Raw genomic sequence first — 16756 nt, forward strand, 5'->3', positions numbered from 1 at the left:
GCCGGCTGGCGGGTTTTTTTATGGCCTATGGACCGCCCCTGAAGGCGCCGCAGACGGGGGAAGCATCTAACTTATCGATCTATGTCAGCACCATATCGCCGACAATCGGTCTGACCGTTTTTTTCTCTGATAGGATTAAGCTGAACCCCGTCAAGGAGAGATGGATGAACAGAGTTCCATGGATACTGAGCCTCTTGCTGATGCTGCCTTGCGCCGCCCAGGCCGCCAGAGTCTACTCCTGGGTCGATGCCAACGGCGTGACCCACTACACGGACGCCCCTCCCCCGGGCAAGAGCGCGAAAGAGATAGACCTGCGGGTCTCCCCCCTCATCGGCACCGCCCCCCACTCGGTCCAGGTCGACAACTTCAACCACCTGACCGGGGTGGATGAGAAGAAGGCGAAAGAGGCCGCCAAGCTGGCGATCGAGCTGATCTCCCCCGAGCCGGGCAGCACCCTGCGCGACAACACAGGCAACATCGTCTTCCAGGCCGAGGTCAGCCCCCAGCCGCCGGTGCAGTTCGATCTGCGCCTGCTGCTCAACGGCAAGGCCGCTCCCCTGGTCCACAACAGCCTGGCCATCCGGGTGGAAAACCTGGATCGCGGTGCCCATCAGGCACAGCTCGAACTGCTCGCCAAAGACGGTACGATCCTTGCTAAATCCAAGCCAACCACCTTCTACCTGCACAGAACCACGGTGGATCAGGCTCCCAAGGCCAATTAGGGGTGATGTGATGCACCGATGCGGGTAAACTCAATGCACCATATCGGTGCATAACCGGTGAGCAGCACCGTTTTAGGGAGAAACCTGTGCCAACCCGCTCGGACAACGCCAAGACCCTCTTGGACAACCTGCTGACCGCCGTCATCCTGATGGACGAGCGGCTCTGCATTCAATTCGTCAACCCGGCGGCCGAGCAGCTGCTCTCCCTCAGCGAACGGCGCCTGATCGGCATCGAGCTGCCCTATCTGCTCGAACACATCTCCCTCGATCTGCAGCGTTTCAAGCAGTGCCTCATTTCAGGGCAGGGCTTCACCGACAGCGAAGTCACCCTGGTGGTGGAAGGGGAGCCCAGGCTGGTGGAGATCAGCGTCAGCCCCATGGCCGATACCCTCTCCAACAGCGAGCAGCGGCTGATGGTGGTGGAGCTGCGCAAGATCGATCAGCAGAAGAAGATCAGCCAGGAGCTGCAGCAGCACGCCCAGCAGCAGGCGGCCAAGGAGCTGGTGCGCGGCCTGGCTCACGAGATCAAGAACCCCCTCGGCGGCCTGCGCGGCGCGGCCCAACTGCTGCAAAAGGAGCTGCCGGATCCTGCCTTGCGTGAATACACCGGCATCATCATCGAGCAGGCCGACCGGCTGCGGGCCCTGGTCGACCGTCTGCTCGGCCCCCAGCGCCCCGGCCGCCACCAGATGCACAACGTGCACTCGGTGCTGGAGCAGGTGCGCCGTCTGGTGGATCTGGAGCTGCCGCCCCAGATCCGGATCGAGCGGGATTACGATCCCAGCATTCCGGAATTCGAGATGGAGGCGGATCAGCTGCAACAGGCCTTCCTCAACATGGTGCGCAATGCCGCCGAGGCGCTGGGGGAACAGACCGGGCTCATCCGCATCAAGACCCGCACCGCCTTCCAGATCACTATCCACGGCCAGCGCTACCGGCTGGCGGCGGAGATCAAGATCATCGACAACGGCCCCGGCATTCCCGACGCCATCCGCGACACCCTCTTCTACCCCATGATCACCGGCAAGGAGGGGGGCACCGGCCTTGGCCTCTCCATCGCCCAAAATCTGATCGATCAGCACAAGGGGCGCATCGACTGCATCAGCTGGCCGGGCCACACCGAATTCACCATCTATCTACCGCTTCGCAAATAAGGGAACCTCATGACAGCAAAAGTGTGGATCGTCGATGACGACAGCTCCATCCGGTGGGTCCTGGAGCGCACTCTGGGTAGCGAAGGCTTCGACTGCGAGAGCTTTGCCGACGGCGAGGCGCTGCTGAGCTCCTTGGAGATGCGCTCGCCGGACGTCATCCTGTCCGATATCCGTATGCCGGGCATCGACGGCCTCAGCCTGCTGGAGCAGATCCATCGCCGCCAGGCGGACCTGCCCATCATCATCATGACGGCCCACTCGGATCTGGACAGCGCGGTCAACGCCTACCAGCGTGGAGCCTTTGAATACCTGCCCAAGCCCTTCGACATCGACGAGGCGGTCAGCCTGGTGCGCCGCGCCGAGAATCACCTGAAAGAGCAGCGTACCAAGCGCAAGGGACGTCAGCAGGAACCCGGCAACAGCCCGGAGATCATCGGCGAGGCCCCCGCCATGCAGGAGGTGTTTCGTGCCATCGGCCGACTGTCGCGCTCCAGCATCTCTGTGCTCATCAACGGCCAGAGCGGCACCGGCAAGGAGCTGGTCGCCCACGCCCTGCACAAGCACAGCCCCCGCTCCCACAAGAACTTCATCGCCCTCAACATGGCGGCCATCCCCAAGGATCTCATCGAATCCGAGCTGTTCGGCCATGAGAAGGGGGCCTTCACCGGCGCCAACAACATCCGTCACGGCCGCTTCGAGCAGGCCGACGGCGGCACCCTGTTTCTCGACGAGATAGGGGACATGCCCCTCGAGGTGCAGACCCGGCTGCTGCGGGTACTGGCGGATGGCCAGTTCTACCGGGTCGGTGGCCATCAGCCGGTGCAGGTGGATGTGCGGATCATCGCCGCCACCCACCAGAATCTGGAGAAACGGGTCGCCGATGGCGAGTTTCGGGAGGACTTGTTCCACCGTCTCAACGTCATCCGCATCCATATCCCGGCCCTCAAGGAGCGCCGTGAGGACATTCCCCAGCTCGCCCAGCACTTCCTGCTGCGCGCCGCCAAGGAGCTGAACGTGGAGGCCAAGAGCCTGCACCCGGATACCCAGGCCTATGTCAGCCGCCTGCCCTGGCCGGGCAACGTGCGCCAGCTGGAGAACGTCTGCCGCTGGCTGACCGTGATGGCCTCGGGCCAGGAGGTGCTGGTGAGCGACCTGCCCCCCGAGCTGTTGACGCCGGTCACCAGTGCGGCGGAGCCGGGCCAGCCGGCGCTGTCCGGTGGTTGGCAGCAGCAGTTGCAGGACTGGGTGGCCAGCAAGCTGGCGCTGGGGGAGACCGACATCCTGGCCGATGCCCTGCCCCAGTTCGAGCGGATCATGCTGGAGACGGCGCTGGAGCACACCCGTGGCCACAAGCAGGAGGCCGCCCGCCTGCTCGGCTGGGGCCGCAATACCCTGACCCGCAAGCTCAAGGAACTCGACATTCCCTGAGCCGCCGGGAAAAACGATTCCCATCACGCCTTGACGAATCCCTAGCCAATCAGACCCCGTTTGCGCGCAAACGGGGTATCTTTTTCAGGAGTCCTGCCTAGAATGGCAGGCTTTCCAACCCGACTCGCAGAAGGCGCCACCATGATTGACAGATCCCTCCCCCTGACCGACCTGCACCGCCATCTGGACGGCAACATCCGTCCCCAGACCATTCTCGAGCTGGGTCGGCAACACAACATCCAACTGCCCGCCGACGAGCTGGAGGCGCTGCGCCCCCACGTGCAGATCGTCGAGAACGAGCCGAGCCTGGTCGCCTTCCTGAAGAAGCTGGACTGGGGCGTGGCCGTGCTGGCCGATTACGATGCCTGCCGCCGGGTCGCCTACGAGAACGTGGAAGATCTGCTGCACGCCGGTATCGACTACGCCGAGCTGCGCTTCAGCCCGTCCTACATGGCCATGGCCCACAAACTGCACCCCCAGGGCGTGGTGGAAGCCATCATAGACGGCGTGGCCGCCGGCAGCCGCGACTTTGGCATCAAGACCAACCTCATCGGCATCATGAGCCGCACCTTCGGCACCGAACAGTGCCGGGTCGAGCTGGAGGCCTGCCTGGCCCATCGTGACCGCCTGGTCGCCGTCGATCTGGCGGGGGACGAGCTGGGCTTCCCGGGCGAGCTGTTCACCGACCACTTCCGCCGGGTGCGGGATGCGGGTATGCGCGTGACCGTGCACGCCGGCGAGGCGGCGGGCCCTGAAAGCATGTGGCAGGCCATTCGCGATCTGGGGGCCGAGCGCATCGGTCACGGCGTCAAGGCCATCCAGGATCCGGCCCTGATGGCCTACTTGGCGGAGCATCGCATCGGCATCGAGTCCTGCCTCACCTCCAACCTGCAGACCACCACGGTGGCGAGCCTGGCCCAGCACCCCATCCGCCAGTTCCTGGCCGCCGGCGTGCTGGCCTGTCTCAACACAGACGACCCCGCTGTGGAAGGCATAGATCTGCCCTATGAATACGAGGTGGCAGCCCCGGCCGCTGGCATGAGTGCGGATGAAATCCGTACCGCACAGCGCAATGGCCTGACACTGGCCTTCCTGAGCGAGGCCGAGAAGGCCGAACTGAGCGCCCGCGCCGCCAGCCGCCAAGGCTAGTCGCCATCCCGCTCCCAATAAAAAAACCGCCGAGAGGCGGTTTTTTTATTCTTCCCAACAGGTAATCGCTCAGATCACCCGGGAGAACTGCTGCTGGCGCGCCTTGTTGCGCAGGTAAACGTCGAAGCACATGCAGATGTTGCGAATGAGCAGCTGGCCGGTGGAGACCACCTCCAGGCCGTCATCGTTCATGCGCACCAGACCATCGTCGACGAAGGTCTGCAGCAGCTTGAGATCCTCGGCGAAGTACTCCCTGAACACCAGGCCGTGGGCCCGCTCGACGGCGGCGAAGTTCAGGGAGAAGTCACAGATGAGGCGCTTGATCACCTCCCGGCGGATCAGGTCATCCCGGTTGAGGGAGCACCCCTTCCACTGGGCGTGGCCCAGCTCGTCCACCTGGGCGTAATAGGCCTTGAGATCCTTCTGGTTCTGGGAGTAGGCGTCGCCAATCATGCTGATGGAGGAGACGCCGAGGCCCAGCAGATCGCAATCCCCCTGGGTGGTGTAGCCCTGGAAGTTACGGTGCAGCTTGCCTTCGCGCTGAGCCACCGCCAGCTCGTCGTCGGGCTTGGCGAAGTGATCCATGCCGATGAACTGGTAACCCTGGCCGGTGAGGAAGGCGATGGTGTCCTGCAGCATGGCCAGCTTCTCGCGGGGGGCCGGCATGTCCGCCTCCTTCAGCTTGTGCTGGGCGGCGAAGCGGCTCGGCAGGTGGGCATAGTTGAAGATGGAGAGGCGGGCCGGATCCGTTTTGAGCACCTCTTCCAAGGTGTGGTGGAAGCTGTCACGGTTCTGGTGGGGCAGGCCGTAAATCAGATCGAGATTGGTGGAGCGGAAACCGAGTGCGCGGGCGCGCTCCAGCATGGCGCGGATGAAGTCATTGTCCTGCTCACGATTGACCGCGACCTGGACCGCCTTGTTGAAGTCCTGCACACCGAGGCTGATGCGGTTGAAGCCCACTTCTCGCAGCACATCCAGCATGGAGAGTTCTATCTCCCGCGGATCCACTTCGATGCTGATCTCCCCTTCCTCGGCAAACTGGAAGTGCTCCCGCAGCATGGCCATCAGGCGCCGGGTCTGGGCTTCGTTCAGATAGGTCGGCGTGCCACCGCCCCAGTGCAGCTGGGTCACCAGCCTGTGTTTGAACAGCGGGGCCTGGGCCTTGATCTCCTGCTCGAGGAAGTCGAGGTACTGATCGGCCTTGTGCTGGTGACGAGTGATCACCTTGTTGCAGCCGCAGTAGTAGCAGAGCTTGTGGCAGAAGGGGATGTGCACGTAGAGCGACAGGTTGCGGGCCGGGTACTGGCCGGCGGCGTGAACGAAATCCGGGTAACCGAACCCTTCGTTGAACTCCAGCGCGGTGGGATAGGAGGTATAACGCGGGCCGCTGTAGTTGTATTTCTCGATCAGGGCCTGGTCCCACACAATCTGTTCTACTTGCACGCTTGCTTCCTCTCTCTTTTTTATCGACGGCTTAACTGAAAGTCCTTCAACAGCGCGACATCCTTGAGGATCTGCGCCTCCAGCTCGGCTTCATAGCCGCTGCGCTCGAGATCCATCCTCATCACTTCGTTGCGCTTGAGCGCCCGCCTCGCCTCGTGAGTCGGCATCTCCTTCACCTTCTCGTAGAGGCCGTACAGACCGGGGAACTCCTCGATGAAGGCTCGCCCCCCCTTGATCTGCAGGGCATCCAGCAGATTGGTCAGGCGAATGGCCCCTTCCGAGTAGTCACACTGACCGTCCCGTACCGCATGGGCGATCACCCTGACGCTCTCGAGGATCCGTTCATTGCGAGCCGCGATGGCCTGTTGCTGCATGTCGTGCTGACGCTTGAGGCGAGCCAGCAGGGTGCCGGCATAGACCGCCAGCCCCAGCAAGACAAGGCCACCCAGCAGGGCGGCCAGCATCCATCCACTCATCACTTCTTCTTCGGCTCTGGCTTGGGCTCAGGCTGATAGTCAACCTGGGTGAAGCGCTCCCACAGCTCCTCTTCGGAGGCGGGCTGGCTCGGCTCGTCGAAGTCGGCGTCATCGAAGTCGCCGTCTTCGTCTTCGTCTTCATCGGTGTCTATGATGCCGAGCTCGTCCATCAGCTCCTGGTAGCGATCGACGCGCTGATCGACCCAGGCCTGTTCGTCCGCCGCCAAGGTCTCGCCGTTATCCAGGCGATCCAGCAGATCGTTCAGACGATCGTCGTTCTCGATGGAGGCGAGCTCCTGCTCCGGCGTCATCACCAGCTTCTTCTCTTTCAGTGGCTTGGGGGCCACCGGCTTGCTCTTCTTATCTTCAACGATCAGCACGACCGGCTTGCGAGAGCCGATGCGCGGATCCTTGGCCTGCTTGCCGCTGCCTTGCTTCTGCTCAGACCCTGCCTGCTGGCGGGAACCTGCTTTCAAACCCTTGCGCTTGGCGGCGCGCTTGCGCTCGCGGCCTTCCTGGGCACTGGCATCTGATTCTTTGCGCTTGCCGGTGGGCTTGCGGGTGGGTTGTTTGGCCGACATGAATGACTCCGACAAATATCTGGATTGAAGCCCGATCCCGTGATTGCTTGGTGCGGGAAGGATGCTGGGGCGGGAACAGTAAATCTGGGACAAGAGGGGAATCCTGCACCAATTCGGCCATATTGACCGCTGAACACCGCAGGATCGGCATCCTCTGGGCATGTTGCTGCTATTTTGACACAGAATGCCTGAGCGGGTTAATCACCCAATGGAAAAAAGGCAGCCGAAGCTGCCTTTACATGTTTATGCGAGTCCCATTCCCTGGTTGCAAAACGCCTTGTCCCTGGGCGTACTTCTGCGCATCGTGTTGTGGGGTCTTCCTGACCCTTATAGGTCGTCCTGAATGTGCGTGTGCTTGCCTGACCCGTCTCGACGACATCCTGCCATCCATCCGGGGTGGTTGCCTCCCGCAGCCTCGCCCATCCCGGGCGATCACCATCCTGGTCTTGCTATCCCGTGCTCATCACCTGTGCATGCTGAGCCGACTTCCTGTCCAACCCGATGAGACATGCGCCCAGGGGTCACTCCATGGGCTCACTGTAACAAGTTGGCAGAATGGCTCAATCCACTCAGAATGTTTTCAAACGAAGATAAAACTACCTGCTCATACCTAACATATTGAAAATTATGGTTTCGAGAATGAAGACTGATGTCTGTTTCAGCCCGGGCCGAACCAGAAAATGGGAGATCTCTTACAACAACCCAGGCCATTTATGGCCAATGGGGCTAAAGGTGAAAAAGAAACGGGGAACTATTGAGTTCCCCGTGCTTTTCAACAAGATAGGTTACAGCTGTTATCAGTGCAGACCGGCCACGTATTTGGACAGTGACTCTATGTCTTCATCCGTCAGCTTCCTGGCCACATCCCGCATCATGCCGTTGGGGTCATTTTCCCGGGCAGCACTGCGGAAGGCGATGAGCTGCGCCTTGATATAGGCAGGATGCTGCCCGGACAGGCTGGGATACTTGGCCTGCTCGACACCCGAGCCCCGCGGCCCGTGGCAGGCGGTGCAAGCCGCCAGACCCCGACTCATGTCGCCACCCATGTAGAGCGCCTTGCCGGCGGCCACGACTTCATCTGGCACGGCCAGCGGCGTGACCTTCTGGGTGGAGAAGTAGGCGGCCAGGTCATCCATGTCCTGTTCGGACAGGGGCAAGGCCATGGGTCCCATGATGGGTGCCACCCGGCCAGTTTGGCCTGAAGCGGCAGCCTTCAGTTCAACTAATTGTTTTTTGATATATGATGCGTGCTGACCAGCAATCTTGGGATACATGTCGACTGGGCTGTTGCCGTCCGGTCCATGGCAAGCTGCACAGATGGCCGCCTTGGTTTGTCCCGCAGCAACATCGCCCTTGGCTTGTGCCATCCCAGTTACGCCAACCATCAGAGCAAGAGTAATGACTAGGTTCTTCATGGCGTTCCAACTTTCTCGTTATTAGGCTTCCAGATCCCATGCCGCCGAAGGCATGTTAAAATAAACGCGTATAAGCGACGCTATTTTACACGATTTTACAATAAAGTAACTGATAACCCTCTCTCTCTATAGGGAATTTACGTTGGATACACAAACTCTGAATTTCAATAAGGTGCATTTTGTGACCAGCGCACCCGATATCCGCCACCTGCCGAATGATGGGGGTGTCGAGATTGCGTTTGCCGGTCGCTCCAACGCCGGCAAGTCCTCTGCATTGAATACCCTGACCAAGCACAAGAACCTGGCGCGTACCAGCAAGACCCCTGGCCGTACCCAGCTGATCAACCTGTTCGAGCTGGAACCGGGCAAGCGCCTGGTGGATCTGCCGGGCTATGGTTATGCCCAGGTCCCGCTGGAAATGAAGCTGAAGTGGCAAAAGTCGCTGGCTGAATACCTGCAGCGCCGTGAGTCCTTGAAAGGGCTGGTGATCCTGATGGACATCCGCCACCCGCTCAAGGAGACCGACATGAACATGCTGGAGTGGAGCGCCCACCGCGAGCTGCCGGTCATGCTGCTGCTGACCAAGGCGGACAAGCTGAGCCCGGGCCCCCGCAACAATCAGGTCATCAAGGTGCGTCAGGCCGTGGCGGAACTGGGTCCGCAGATCCAGGTGGAAGCCTTCTCTTCCCTCACCAACATAGGTGTCGAGAAGCTGGCCCAGACCCTGACGGGCTGGTATCTGTCCGGTGCCGACATAGCGCCGGTAGACGGTGACGAAGAAGATCAGGTCGGGGAGTAAACACTCCTCGCCTCCCTGCAATGAGCGGAGTTGGTTCTCCGCTGATTGAAAGACTTTCAGTTTCCCTCTTCTCTTTCCCCCTCCCCCCGAAGCCTCGCGGTTCCCCGTCGCTCAGGAAGTTGATTCCTTAATAATCAATGTGATAAACACTTAGAATGTAGCAATAATTAACTTATTGCCGCATTGACAGCGTTTTCATGATTTTCCGGATATGGGGCTTTATCGGGACAAGATAAACACCAAACTGAAAGTTTATTACGGGATAAAGGCGGTAGGCATGAACAAAGGACAAAAATGAGGCCAGTGCTGCGATCCGCAAGACTGGCCCTAAGCAATCAATTCAAAAAATTGGGAAAAAGCTCATTCTCGAGAACAAAGACGATTGGTTTTCCTCAAGAAAGGCCCCCATTCTAACAAAAAATTGGATGAACTAAAGCATTTACTCTAAATGGATCGCATAAAAAAACGCCCCGACGATGACTCATCGGGGCTGCTATTCAGCCACATTCAATTACGTGAAATAAAAGGTCTGAAAGATAGAACATCTTACCTCTGTACCCTACGCAGAGAACTGTACAGCAAAGCAGCAAAAAGTGAAAGTAATTTATGTAATTTAGTTTCATGAAAAATGAATGACATAAATTTCTTTATTTTTCATGCAGATAAAAAAATCCCCAGTACGAAGACCGGGGAGTTATAAAGGTGACTAGCTAGCACTTCCTCAACTATCTAGTTAGTCAGCAGTTTTTCACTCAAGTTCCGCTGTATCAGAAAAAAACTTGAAGAATCTACAAGTAGATGGCGCCGTCCTCACCAAACGATTGTTCTTCAATGAGTTTTTCTGCCAACTCCTCGATATCAAAGCGCAGGGCTTCGAAGGCCTTGAGGATTTCCTCCTCCCTCGCGAGGCTCAAGCCAGCCAGCTTTTCCAGTCGCCGCCGGCTGATGTAGCAGTCGATCCTAGCTCCCTGCCACTGGGCCGGGAAATGCACTCGCTGCGCCTGTTCTTCCCAGCTCATCAGGTCGGGAAATAGTATGCCTTGGTTCACAGGATCCCCAGATTGCGTTTCAGCTCTCTCAATACCTGTTTAGTACCGGGACGAAGACCGCGCCACACGGTGAAGGCTTCGGCGGCCTGTTCCACCAGCATGCCCAGGCCATCCATGGTCAGCCGAGCCCCGTGGGACTTGGCCCAGGCGATGAAGGGGGTATCTGTGGCGCCGTACATCATGTCGTAGATGGCGATGTCGCCGTGGATCAACGCCGGGGAGAGGGGGGGCAAGTCCCCCTGCAGGCTGGCGGAGGTGGAGTTGATGATGAGATCGAACGACCCCTGCAACGCCTCATACGCCACGGCCTGAATAGCTCCCAGATCCTGGAACTCTTCGGCCAGCCGGGCCGCCTTGATCTGGGTGCGATTGGCGATCACCAGCTCGTGCGGCGACTCGGCCAACAGGGGGGCCAGGCTCCCTCTCGCTGCCCCACCGGCACCGAGCAGCAGGATGCGGCTCCCTGCCAGCACCACCCCATGAGCCTTGAGATCCGCAACAAGGCCAGCGCCATCCGTGTTGTCCCCCAGCAGCACGCCGTCATCGGTCAGCTTGATGGTGTTGACGGCTCCCGCCCGCCTGGCCCGTGGGCTCAGCCTGTCGACCAGGGAGAATGCCTGCTCCTTGAAGGGGACGGTCACGTTGCAGCCCTTGCCCCCCTCGGCGAAGAAGGCGCGCAGGCTTATCTCAAACTCGTCCGGGTTGGGCTCGGCCAGGCCATACTCCAGCGCCTGCTGGGTCTGCCTGGCAAACAGGGTATGAATGAAGGGGGACTTGCTGTGGCGCACCGGGTGGCCAAAAACCAGATAACGATCCATCGGGGAGTTCCATCAGAGGGTCATGTCCCGATTTAACGGGTTTTCCTGTCCGGGAACAAGCCAAAAATCGGCAACAAAAAGGGCCATGGGCCCCTTTTGTCACAACCATTCCCTTGGCGTGAGGTAGTCACGGTAGAGCGCCGCCTCTGGGCTCCCCGGCTCGGGTTGCCAGTCATACTCCCAACGGGCCAACGGGGGCATGGACATCAGGATGGACTCGGTACGGCCGCCGGTCTGCAGGCCGAACAGGGTGCCCCTGTCGTAGACCAGGTTGAACTCCACATAGCGACCGCGGCGATAGAGCTGGAACTCCCGCTCACGCTCGCCGAAGGGCACTGCCTTGCGGCGCTCTATGATGGGCAGATAGGCCGCGAGGTAGCCCTCACCCACGGCCCGCATAAAGGCGAAGCACTCCTCAAACGGCCAGCGGTTCAGATCGTCGAAGAAGAGGCCGCCGACCCCGCGGGTCTCCCCCCTGTGCTTGAGGAAGAAGTAGCGATCGCACCAGCCCTTGAACTCGGGGTAGACGCCTTCGCCGAAGGGCTGGCACAGATCGTGAGAGACCCGATGCCAGTGCCGCACATCCTCGTCGAAGGGATAGAAAGGCGTCAGATCGAAGCCGCCCCCGAACCACCAGATGGGCGCTTCCCCCTCCTTCTCGGCGATGAAGAAGCGGACGTTGGCATGGCTGGTCGGCACATAGGGGTTGTGGGGGTGGATCACCAGGGAGACACCCATGGCCTCGAAGCGACGGCCCGCCAGCTCGGGGCGGTGAGCTGTCGCCGAGGCAGGCATGGCATCCCCATGGACGTGGGAGAAGTTGACCCCCCCCTGCTCGATCACGGCGCCATGGCGCAGCACCCGGGTGCGGCCACCGCCGCCCCCCTCGCGGGTCCAGGCATCCTCCACGAAGCGCCCAGTCCCATCGGCCTGCTCGAGGCCACGACAGATCTGATCCTGCAACTGCAGCAGGAAGGCCTTGATCCCGGCCACGTCCGGTTTGCTCATCTCGTCTCCAGTCAGGCAGGATCTCGTCCCGCCCGTTTTATTATGGGGTCATGCCCGGGCCAACCCGGCGTACTGCCCCTCAGGAGGGGCGGATGACGGCGCCGGTTCTGGCGTCCTTGATCTCGGACGGGTTGGCTTGCCCGCCGACGTTCCCCGGCAATATATAAGCCAGCATGTCCGCCAGCGGAGCGCCGATCTCGGCGGTGCTGCGGGCGGGTTCTTCACCGGTCAGGTTCGCACTGGTGGAGACCAGCGGCTTGCCATAGACGCGGCACAGGGCCTGCACCTGAGGATGGCCACTCACCCGCACCGCCAGGGTATCGAAACGACCGGTCAGCCAGGCCGGGGTGCTGGGGCGGGCCGGCATGATCCAGGTGAAGGGGCCGGGCCAGCTGGCCTCCACTCTCTTAAGCTGCTCGGCACTGAGCTGGCTCAGGTCGATGTAATCCTGCAACTGCGCCAGATCGGCGGCGATCAGGATCAAGCCCTTCTCCACCGGCCGCTGCTTGATGGTCAGCAGGCGCTGTACCGCCAGCTCGGAGTCGGGATCACAACCCAGACCGAACACGGCCTCGGTCGCATAGGCGATCACCCCATCCGCACGAAGGGCGGCGACGGCTTGTTCAAATTCGTTTTGCATAGGAAATGGGCAGGCTGGCTGCCACCTCGTCACTGGTTCGGGTTGAGCTGCATCGGGGAGAGGGGTAAGCGGTCAAAATGGGCTCGGCCCTGCGTGCGCCCGTGCAAGCCGGGATCCGGCTCCCCGAGATGTTTCAATTTGGTTACGGCGGCGGGATTATACCCGCTCGCTCTGATGGCCGCATTTCTTTTGCGGGCAGACCCAGCTCAGCGTTCCTCTCACCTTCTTCTCCACCATGATGCCCCAGCCGCACTGGGGGCAGGACATGGGGATCGGCTTGTCGTTCACCACGTATTTGCAGTGGGGGTAACCGTCGCAGGAGTAGAACTGCTTGCCGTAGCGGGAGGTGCGGCTCACCAGATGACCCTTGCCGCACTCCGGGCAGAGGATCTGGGTGTCGTCGCGTTCCTGCAGGGATTCGATGTGTTGGCAGGCCGGAAACTGGGTACAGCCGACGAAGAGGCCGTAGCGCCCCTTCTTGATGGCCAGCGGCTGGCCGCAATCCGGACAGGCCGACCCTTCCAGCACCTTCTCGATGTCTCGGCCGGAGGGGGTGAGGGAACGAATATGGTCGCAGGCGGGGTAGGCGGAGCAGCCCAGGAAGGGGCCATGCTTGCCCTGGCGGATCACCAGCTCGGCGCCACACTGCGGGCAGGGCTCTCGCTCGAACGCAGGCTCGTGGGCTGAAAACAGGTGGTGATCGATCTTTGACATGGGCCGCGCCTCGGAATCCAGATGGCCTGAATTCTACCAGCGCGGCGCCGGACTGTCAGTGGATGACGCCGTCTGACTCATCAAACACCAGCTCTTCCATCTGCTGGTAGGCGTTTTCACTGCCTGGCACGTTGAAAAGAACCATCATGACGACCCACTTGAGATCATCCAGCTCGATATCCGGTTTATCCAGCTCGAGCAGGCGTTCGATGCAGATCTCGCGGGTCTCGGCGTTCAGCACCTGAGCCTGTTCCAGGAACAGCAGGAAACCACGGCACTCTGTGCTGAAGCGGGCCAGCTCTTGCGGAGCATAGATCCGCATCGAGCCTTGTGCGCTGGCGCTGACATACACCTCCCGCTCGCTGTCGTGCAGATTGGCCAGCCGTTCCAGCCAGTTGAGCGCCTTCTCGATCTCGTCCGGGTTGAAACCGGCCCGGCTCAGTTCGTCGGTGAGTTCATCTTGCTCGACCATCACATCTGCATCGCTGTGGATGTAGGTCTCGAAAAGGTACATCAATACATCAAACATGATTCGCCCTCCTCGTTCTGACGTATCCACCGGCTACCGCCATCACTGCACCGGCCAGCTCCAGCTCTACCAACCTGCCGAGAACCAGCTCGACAGGAAGCCGGGACCGCTCGGCAACGGTATCCACGCTCGTGGCTTCATAATCTACGTTATCCAACAAATCGGCATAAGGCAATTCGCTATTATGCGAAGGCTCAGGGGAATGCCCGGCGGGTCTCATCGTGGCCGCTAGCGTCGGCAACTCCTCCAGGATGTCGGCCACCGTCAGCACCAGCTTGGCCCCCTGCTGGATCAGCCGGTTGCAGCCCGCCGCCTGGGGATTCTGCGGGGCACCGGGCACGGCAAACACCTCCCGCCCCTGCTCCAGAGCGTAGCGGGCCGTGATGAGAGAGCCGCTCTGCTCGGCCGCCTCCACCACCAGGGTGCCAAGCGATAAGCCGCTGATGATGCGATTGCGGCGCGGGAAATGTTCGGCCAGGGGCCCTTGGTCCGGGGCCAGCTCCGAGATGAGCAAGCCCCCCTGTGCCAGGATCTGCTCCGCCAGGTCCTGATGGCGCTTGGGATAGAGGCAATCGAGCCCGGAACCCAGCACAGCCAGGGTCGTCCCCCCTGTCGCCAGCGCCTGCTGATGGCAGACACCGTCGATACCTAGGGCCAGTCCTGAGGTGATGGCAAGCCCGCGTTCGACTAATTCAGCACACAGGCGAGCGGCATTGTCTTTGCCCGCATGAGTGGGGTGACGGGTGCCCACCATGGCCAGTTGCGGCAATGCCAGGGCGGCCGGATCCCCACGGCAATAGAGCAGCAGGGGCGCCGCCGGGATCTCTTGCAACAGGGAGGGATATTGGGGGGAATCCAGACAGATCAGATGATGGTCGGGCTGGCTGGCCCAGCGCAGCCCCTGTTCCACCTCGTGACCCGGCCACCTGAGCTGCCGAAGCTGCTGCTCGTTGAGCCCCATGGCGCGCAGTTGACCGTCATCGCGCTCAAACAGGGCCTCAATGTCGCCCTGGCAGTGACTCAGCAGGCGGGAGGCGGTCACCGGCCCAATGCCGCTCACCGCATTCAGGGTCAACCACAGGGCGAGGCGATCGGGAGGCGGTCGCACGTCAGAAGTTGCTGACCTGATAACCCGAGCTCACCAGCTCCCGGCTCTGCAGGATCAGGCCATAGCTCAGCTTGTCATACACCTTGAACAGCATGACCCTAGCCACGGATTCCGACGGCAGGGAAGACTTGCCGGCAGAGTAAAACGCCTTGTCGTAGACGGAGGCATATTCGCGGTAAGAGACCTTGCCATTCTTGTCCACCATCTCGGCCCCCGGGCGCTGGATATCCAGCACATCGCCGGGGGAGACGCTGTCTCTGAGCCCCTTGTTGATGAGCACCACGTCAAACTTGCCACCTCCCCTGGCCTTGCTCGGCAGCTCGATCACATAGCCGGGGCTGATGACGGGGGCCGCCTTGGGCATGAAGACGGCGGTGAGAGTCTCCTGGGGTGGCAATGGCATCACCTTGTCCCCCTGATAAACTTCCCGCCGACTCTGGGCCAGGGTCACCCTGGCGGTGTTGTTGGGCAACTGTTCCTCGGCCCGCACCACACCGACGAAGACCGCCTCCTGGCCGAGTTGCTCCCCGGTCAGCTTGTCCTTGTAGATGGTCCCGGGATGATAGACACCGTAGTCCTGGCCAGGGATTAGCGTGCCCTGCACGTAGAGGACGTCCCCCTCCAGCATGCCGACATGCTTCTCGTTGTTGCCGAGCACATAGGGCATCTCTTTGGCCTGCTGGCTGTTGGCCAGGATGTGATCCGTCTGCAGGAAGGGACCTATCTCGCTGAGCGGCAGGGTCGGCACCGGGTTCGCCTTGTTCTCGTAGCGATTCTTGGGGGAGAGGTGGATGACCTGCTTGCCCCCCTGGCTGGCCTTGCCGAGGCGAGGCTCCCCATTGACCCAGCTCAGTTGCAGCACATCCCCCGGGTAGATCCAGTGGGGATTGGCAATCTGGGGATTGATGTTCCAGAGACGTGGCCAGAGCCAGGGCTCCGCCAGAAAATGGCCCGAGATGTCCCAGAGGGTGTCGCCCTTTTGCACCACATAGTTGTCGGGATGACCGGCTTTCAAAGCCAGTGGCGCCGCCAGGACGCCGCTCGTCAGGGCCGCCGTCAGGCAGGCGAGGATGGTTTGCTTCAGATACATAACACTCCCTGTTATTTCTGCTCGCAAAGTGTTGCTGTTTTTTGTCGGCGTAAATGACTAGAATTACGTCAATATTGACTGCATTTATACGAAACTAAAGAAAAAACTATGGCCATTCTAGATGTATTGCGTTTCCCCGATGAGCGCCTGCGAACCATCGCAGCCCCTGTCGAGACCATTACACCCGAGTTACAACAGATTGTAGATGATATGTTCGAAACCATGTACGCGGAGGAAGGCATCGGCCTGGCCGCGACTCAGGTGGACATTCATCAGCGCATCATAGTGATCGACGTCTCCGAAGACCGCGAGGATCAGCTGGTGCTGATCAACCCCGAGATCCTGGAACAGTCCGGCAGCACAGGTATCGAAGAGGGTTGCCTCTCCGTTCCCGGCAGTCGCGCCCTGGTGCCGCGGGCCGAATGGGTCAAGGTGCGTGCGCTGGATCGCAACGGCCAGCCGTTCGAGCTGGAAGCGGACGATCTGCTCGCCATCTGCATTCAGCATGAGATGGATCATCTGGTCGGCAAGCTGTTTGTGGATTATCTGTCCCCGCTCAAGCGCCAGCGCATCCGTCAGAAGCTGGAAAAGATGGCCCGTGAAGATCGCAAAGTCCTCTAAGGATCTGCCCCA

At 60.7% G+C, this 16756-nt stretch carries 19 protein-coding genes; 6 read left to right on the forward strand and 13 right to left on the reverse strand.

Going from position 1 to position 16756, the window contains the following annotated elements:
• Window positions 1–164: 164 nt before the first annotated feature.
• The 4 genes from ACT5M9_RS10885 (at window position 165) to add (ending at window position 4453) form a co-directional block, all read left to right on the forward strand.
• The gene (locus ACT5M9_RS10885) at window positions 165–722 is read left to right on the forward strand and encodes a DUF4124 domain-containing protein (protein WP_457982689.1); all 558 of its coding nucleotides are present in this window, start codon (window positions 165–167) and stop codon (window positions 720–722) included.
• Between the two features lie 86 nt (window positions 723–808).
• Window positions 809–1876 carry a nitrogen regulation protein NR(II) gene (glnL, locus tag ACT5M9_RS10890; RefSeq protein WP_457982690.1) on the forward strand — a complete coding sequence of 356 codons (1068 nt, stop codon included), beginning with the start codon at window positions 809–811 and terminating at the stop codon, window positions 1874–1876.
• 9 nt (window positions 1877–1885) lie between these two features.
• A complete protein-coding gene (gene glnG / locus ACT5M9_RS10895; protein WP_457982691.1) occupies window positions 1886–3304 on the forward strand; it encodes a nitrogen regulation protein NR(I) in 1419 nt (472 codons plus the stop codon).
• A gap of 141 nt (window positions 3305–3445) precedes the next feature.
• Complete coding sequence (add, locus tag ACT5M9_RS10900; protein ID WP_457982692.1) at window positions 3446–4453, forward strand: adenosine deaminase; 1008 nt, start codon at window positions 3446–3448, stop codon at window positions 4451–4453.
• A 69-nt stretch (window positions 4454–4522) separates the two neighbouring features.
• On the opposite strand, the gene hemN is transcribed toward add, so the two are convergent.
• From hemN to ACT5M9_RS10920, 4 genes are all read right to left on the reverse strand, one after another.
• Window positions 4523–5896 (reverse strand): oxygen-independent coproporphyrinogen III oxidase, encoded by a 1374-nt coding sequence (gene hemN, locus ACT5M9_RS10905; protein WP_457982693.1) that lies wholly within the window; start codon window positions 5894–5896, stop codon window positions 4523–4525.
• A 20-nt stretch (window positions 5897–5916) separates the two neighbouring features.
• The gene (locus ACT5M9_RS10910; protein ID WP_457982771.1) at window positions 5917–6360 is read right to left on the reverse strand and encodes a DUF2489 domain-containing protein; all 444 of its coding nucleotides are present in this window, start codon (window positions 6358–6360) and stop codon (window positions 5917–5919) included.
• An 11-nt stretch (window positions 6361–6371) separates the two neighbouring features.
• Window positions 6372–6953, reverse strand: a complete 582-nt coding sequence (gene yihI, locus ACT5M9_RS10915; protein ID WP_457982694.1) for a Der GTPase-activating protein YihI — start codon at window positions 6951–6953, stop codon at window positions 6372–6374.
• A 797-nt stretch (window positions 6954–7750) separates the two neighbouring features.
• Window positions 7751–8368, reverse strand: coding sequence for a c-type cytochrome (locus ACT5M9_RS10920; protein WP_457982695.1), 618 nt, complete (start codon window positions 8366–8368; stop codon window positions 7751–7753).
• Between the two features lie 142 nt (window positions 8369–8510).
• On the opposite strand from ACT5M9_RS10920, the gene yihA reads away from it, so the two are divergent.
• Complete coding sequence (gene yihA / locus ACT5M9_RS10925) at window positions 8511–9167, forward strand: ribosome biogenesis GTP-binding protein YihA/YsxC (RefSeq protein WP_457982696.1); 657 nt, start codon at window positions 8511–8513, stop codon at window positions 9165–9167.
• A 497-nt stretch (window positions 9168–9664) separates the two neighbouring features.
• On the opposite strand, the gene spfP is transcribed toward yihA, so the two are convergent.
• The 9 genes from spfP to ACT5M9_RS10970 form a co-directional block, all read right to left on the reverse strand.
• On the reverse strand, window positions 9665–9790 hold the full coding sequence (gene spfP, locus ACT5M9_RS10930) for a small protein SpfP (RefSeq protein ID WP_520395669.1): 126 nt from the start codon (window positions 9788–9790) through the stop codon (window positions 9665–9667).
• A 165-nt stretch (window positions 9791–9955) separates the two neighbouring features.
• Window positions 9956–10216 carry a DUF1488 family protein gene (locus ACT5M9_RS10935; protein ID WP_457982697.1) on the reverse strand — a complete coding sequence of 87 codons (261 nt, stop codon included), beginning with the start codon at window positions 10214–10216 and terminating at the stop codon, window positions 9956–9958.
• The gene (gene aroE, locus ACT5M9_RS10940; RefSeq protein ID WP_457982699.1) at window positions 10213–11034 is read right to left on the reverse strand and encodes a shikimate dehydrogenase; all 822 of its coding nucleotides are present in this window, start codon (window positions 11032–11034) and stop codon (window positions 10213–10215) included. Before aroE ends, ACT5M9_RS10935 begins: the two co-directional genes overlap by 4 nt.
• 99 nt (window positions 11035–11133) lie before the next feature.
• The gene (gene hemF / locus ACT5M9_RS10945) at window positions 11134–12042 is read right to left on the reverse strand and encodes an oxygen-dependent coproporphyrinogen oxidase (protein WP_457982700.1); all 909 of its coding nucleotides are present in this window, start codon (window positions 12040–12042) and stop codon (window positions 11134–11136) included.
• 79 nt (window positions 12043–12121) lie between these two features.
• Window positions 12122–12682, reverse strand: coding sequence for an L-threonylcarbamoyladenylate synthase type 1 TsaC (tsaC, locus tag ACT5M9_RS10950; RefSeq protein ID WP_457982702.1), 561 nt, complete (start codon window positions 12680–12682; stop codon window positions 12122–12124).
• 156 nt (window positions 12683–12838) lie between these two features.
• Window positions 12839–13396, reverse strand: coding sequence for a DNA topoisomerase family protein (locus ACT5M9_RS10955; RefSeq protein WP_457982703.1), 558 nt, complete (start codon window positions 13394–13396; stop codon window positions 12839–12841).
• A 55-nt stretch (window positions 13397–13451) separates the two neighbouring features.
• Window positions 13452–13925: a DUF494 family protein gene (locus ACT5M9_RS10960; RefSeq protein WP_457982705.1), complete on the reverse strand. Its 474-nt coding sequence runs from the start codon at window positions 13923–13925 to the stop codon at window positions 13452–13454.
• On the reverse strand, window positions 13918–15033 hold the full coding sequence (gene dprA / locus ACT5M9_RS10965) for a DNA-processing protein DprA (protein WP_457982707.1): 1116 nt from the start codon (window positions 15031–15033) through the stop codon (window positions 13918–13920). The genes ACT5M9_RS10960 and dprA overlap by 8 nt, the downstream gene beginning before the upstream one ends.
• A 1-nt stretch (window position 15034) precedes the next feature.
• On the reverse strand, window positions 15035–16123 hold the full coding sequence (locus ACT5M9_RS10970) for a LysM peptidoglycan-binding domain-containing protein (RefSeq protein ID WP_457982709.1): 1089 nt from the start codon (window positions 16121–16123) through the stop codon (window positions 15035–15037).
• A gap of 108 nt (window positions 16124–16231) precedes the next feature.
• On the opposite strand from ACT5M9_RS10970, the gene def reads away from it, so the two are divergent.
• Entirely contained in the window at window positions 16232–16744 is a 513-nt protein-coding gene (def, locus tag ACT5M9_RS10975; protein ID WP_349920608.1) for a peptide deformylase, read from the forward strand.
• The last annotated feature ends 12 nt before the right edge of the window (window positions 16745–16756 follow it).

The sequence above is a fragment of the Aeromonas sp. AE23HZ002T15 genome (genome assembly GCF_054165525.2).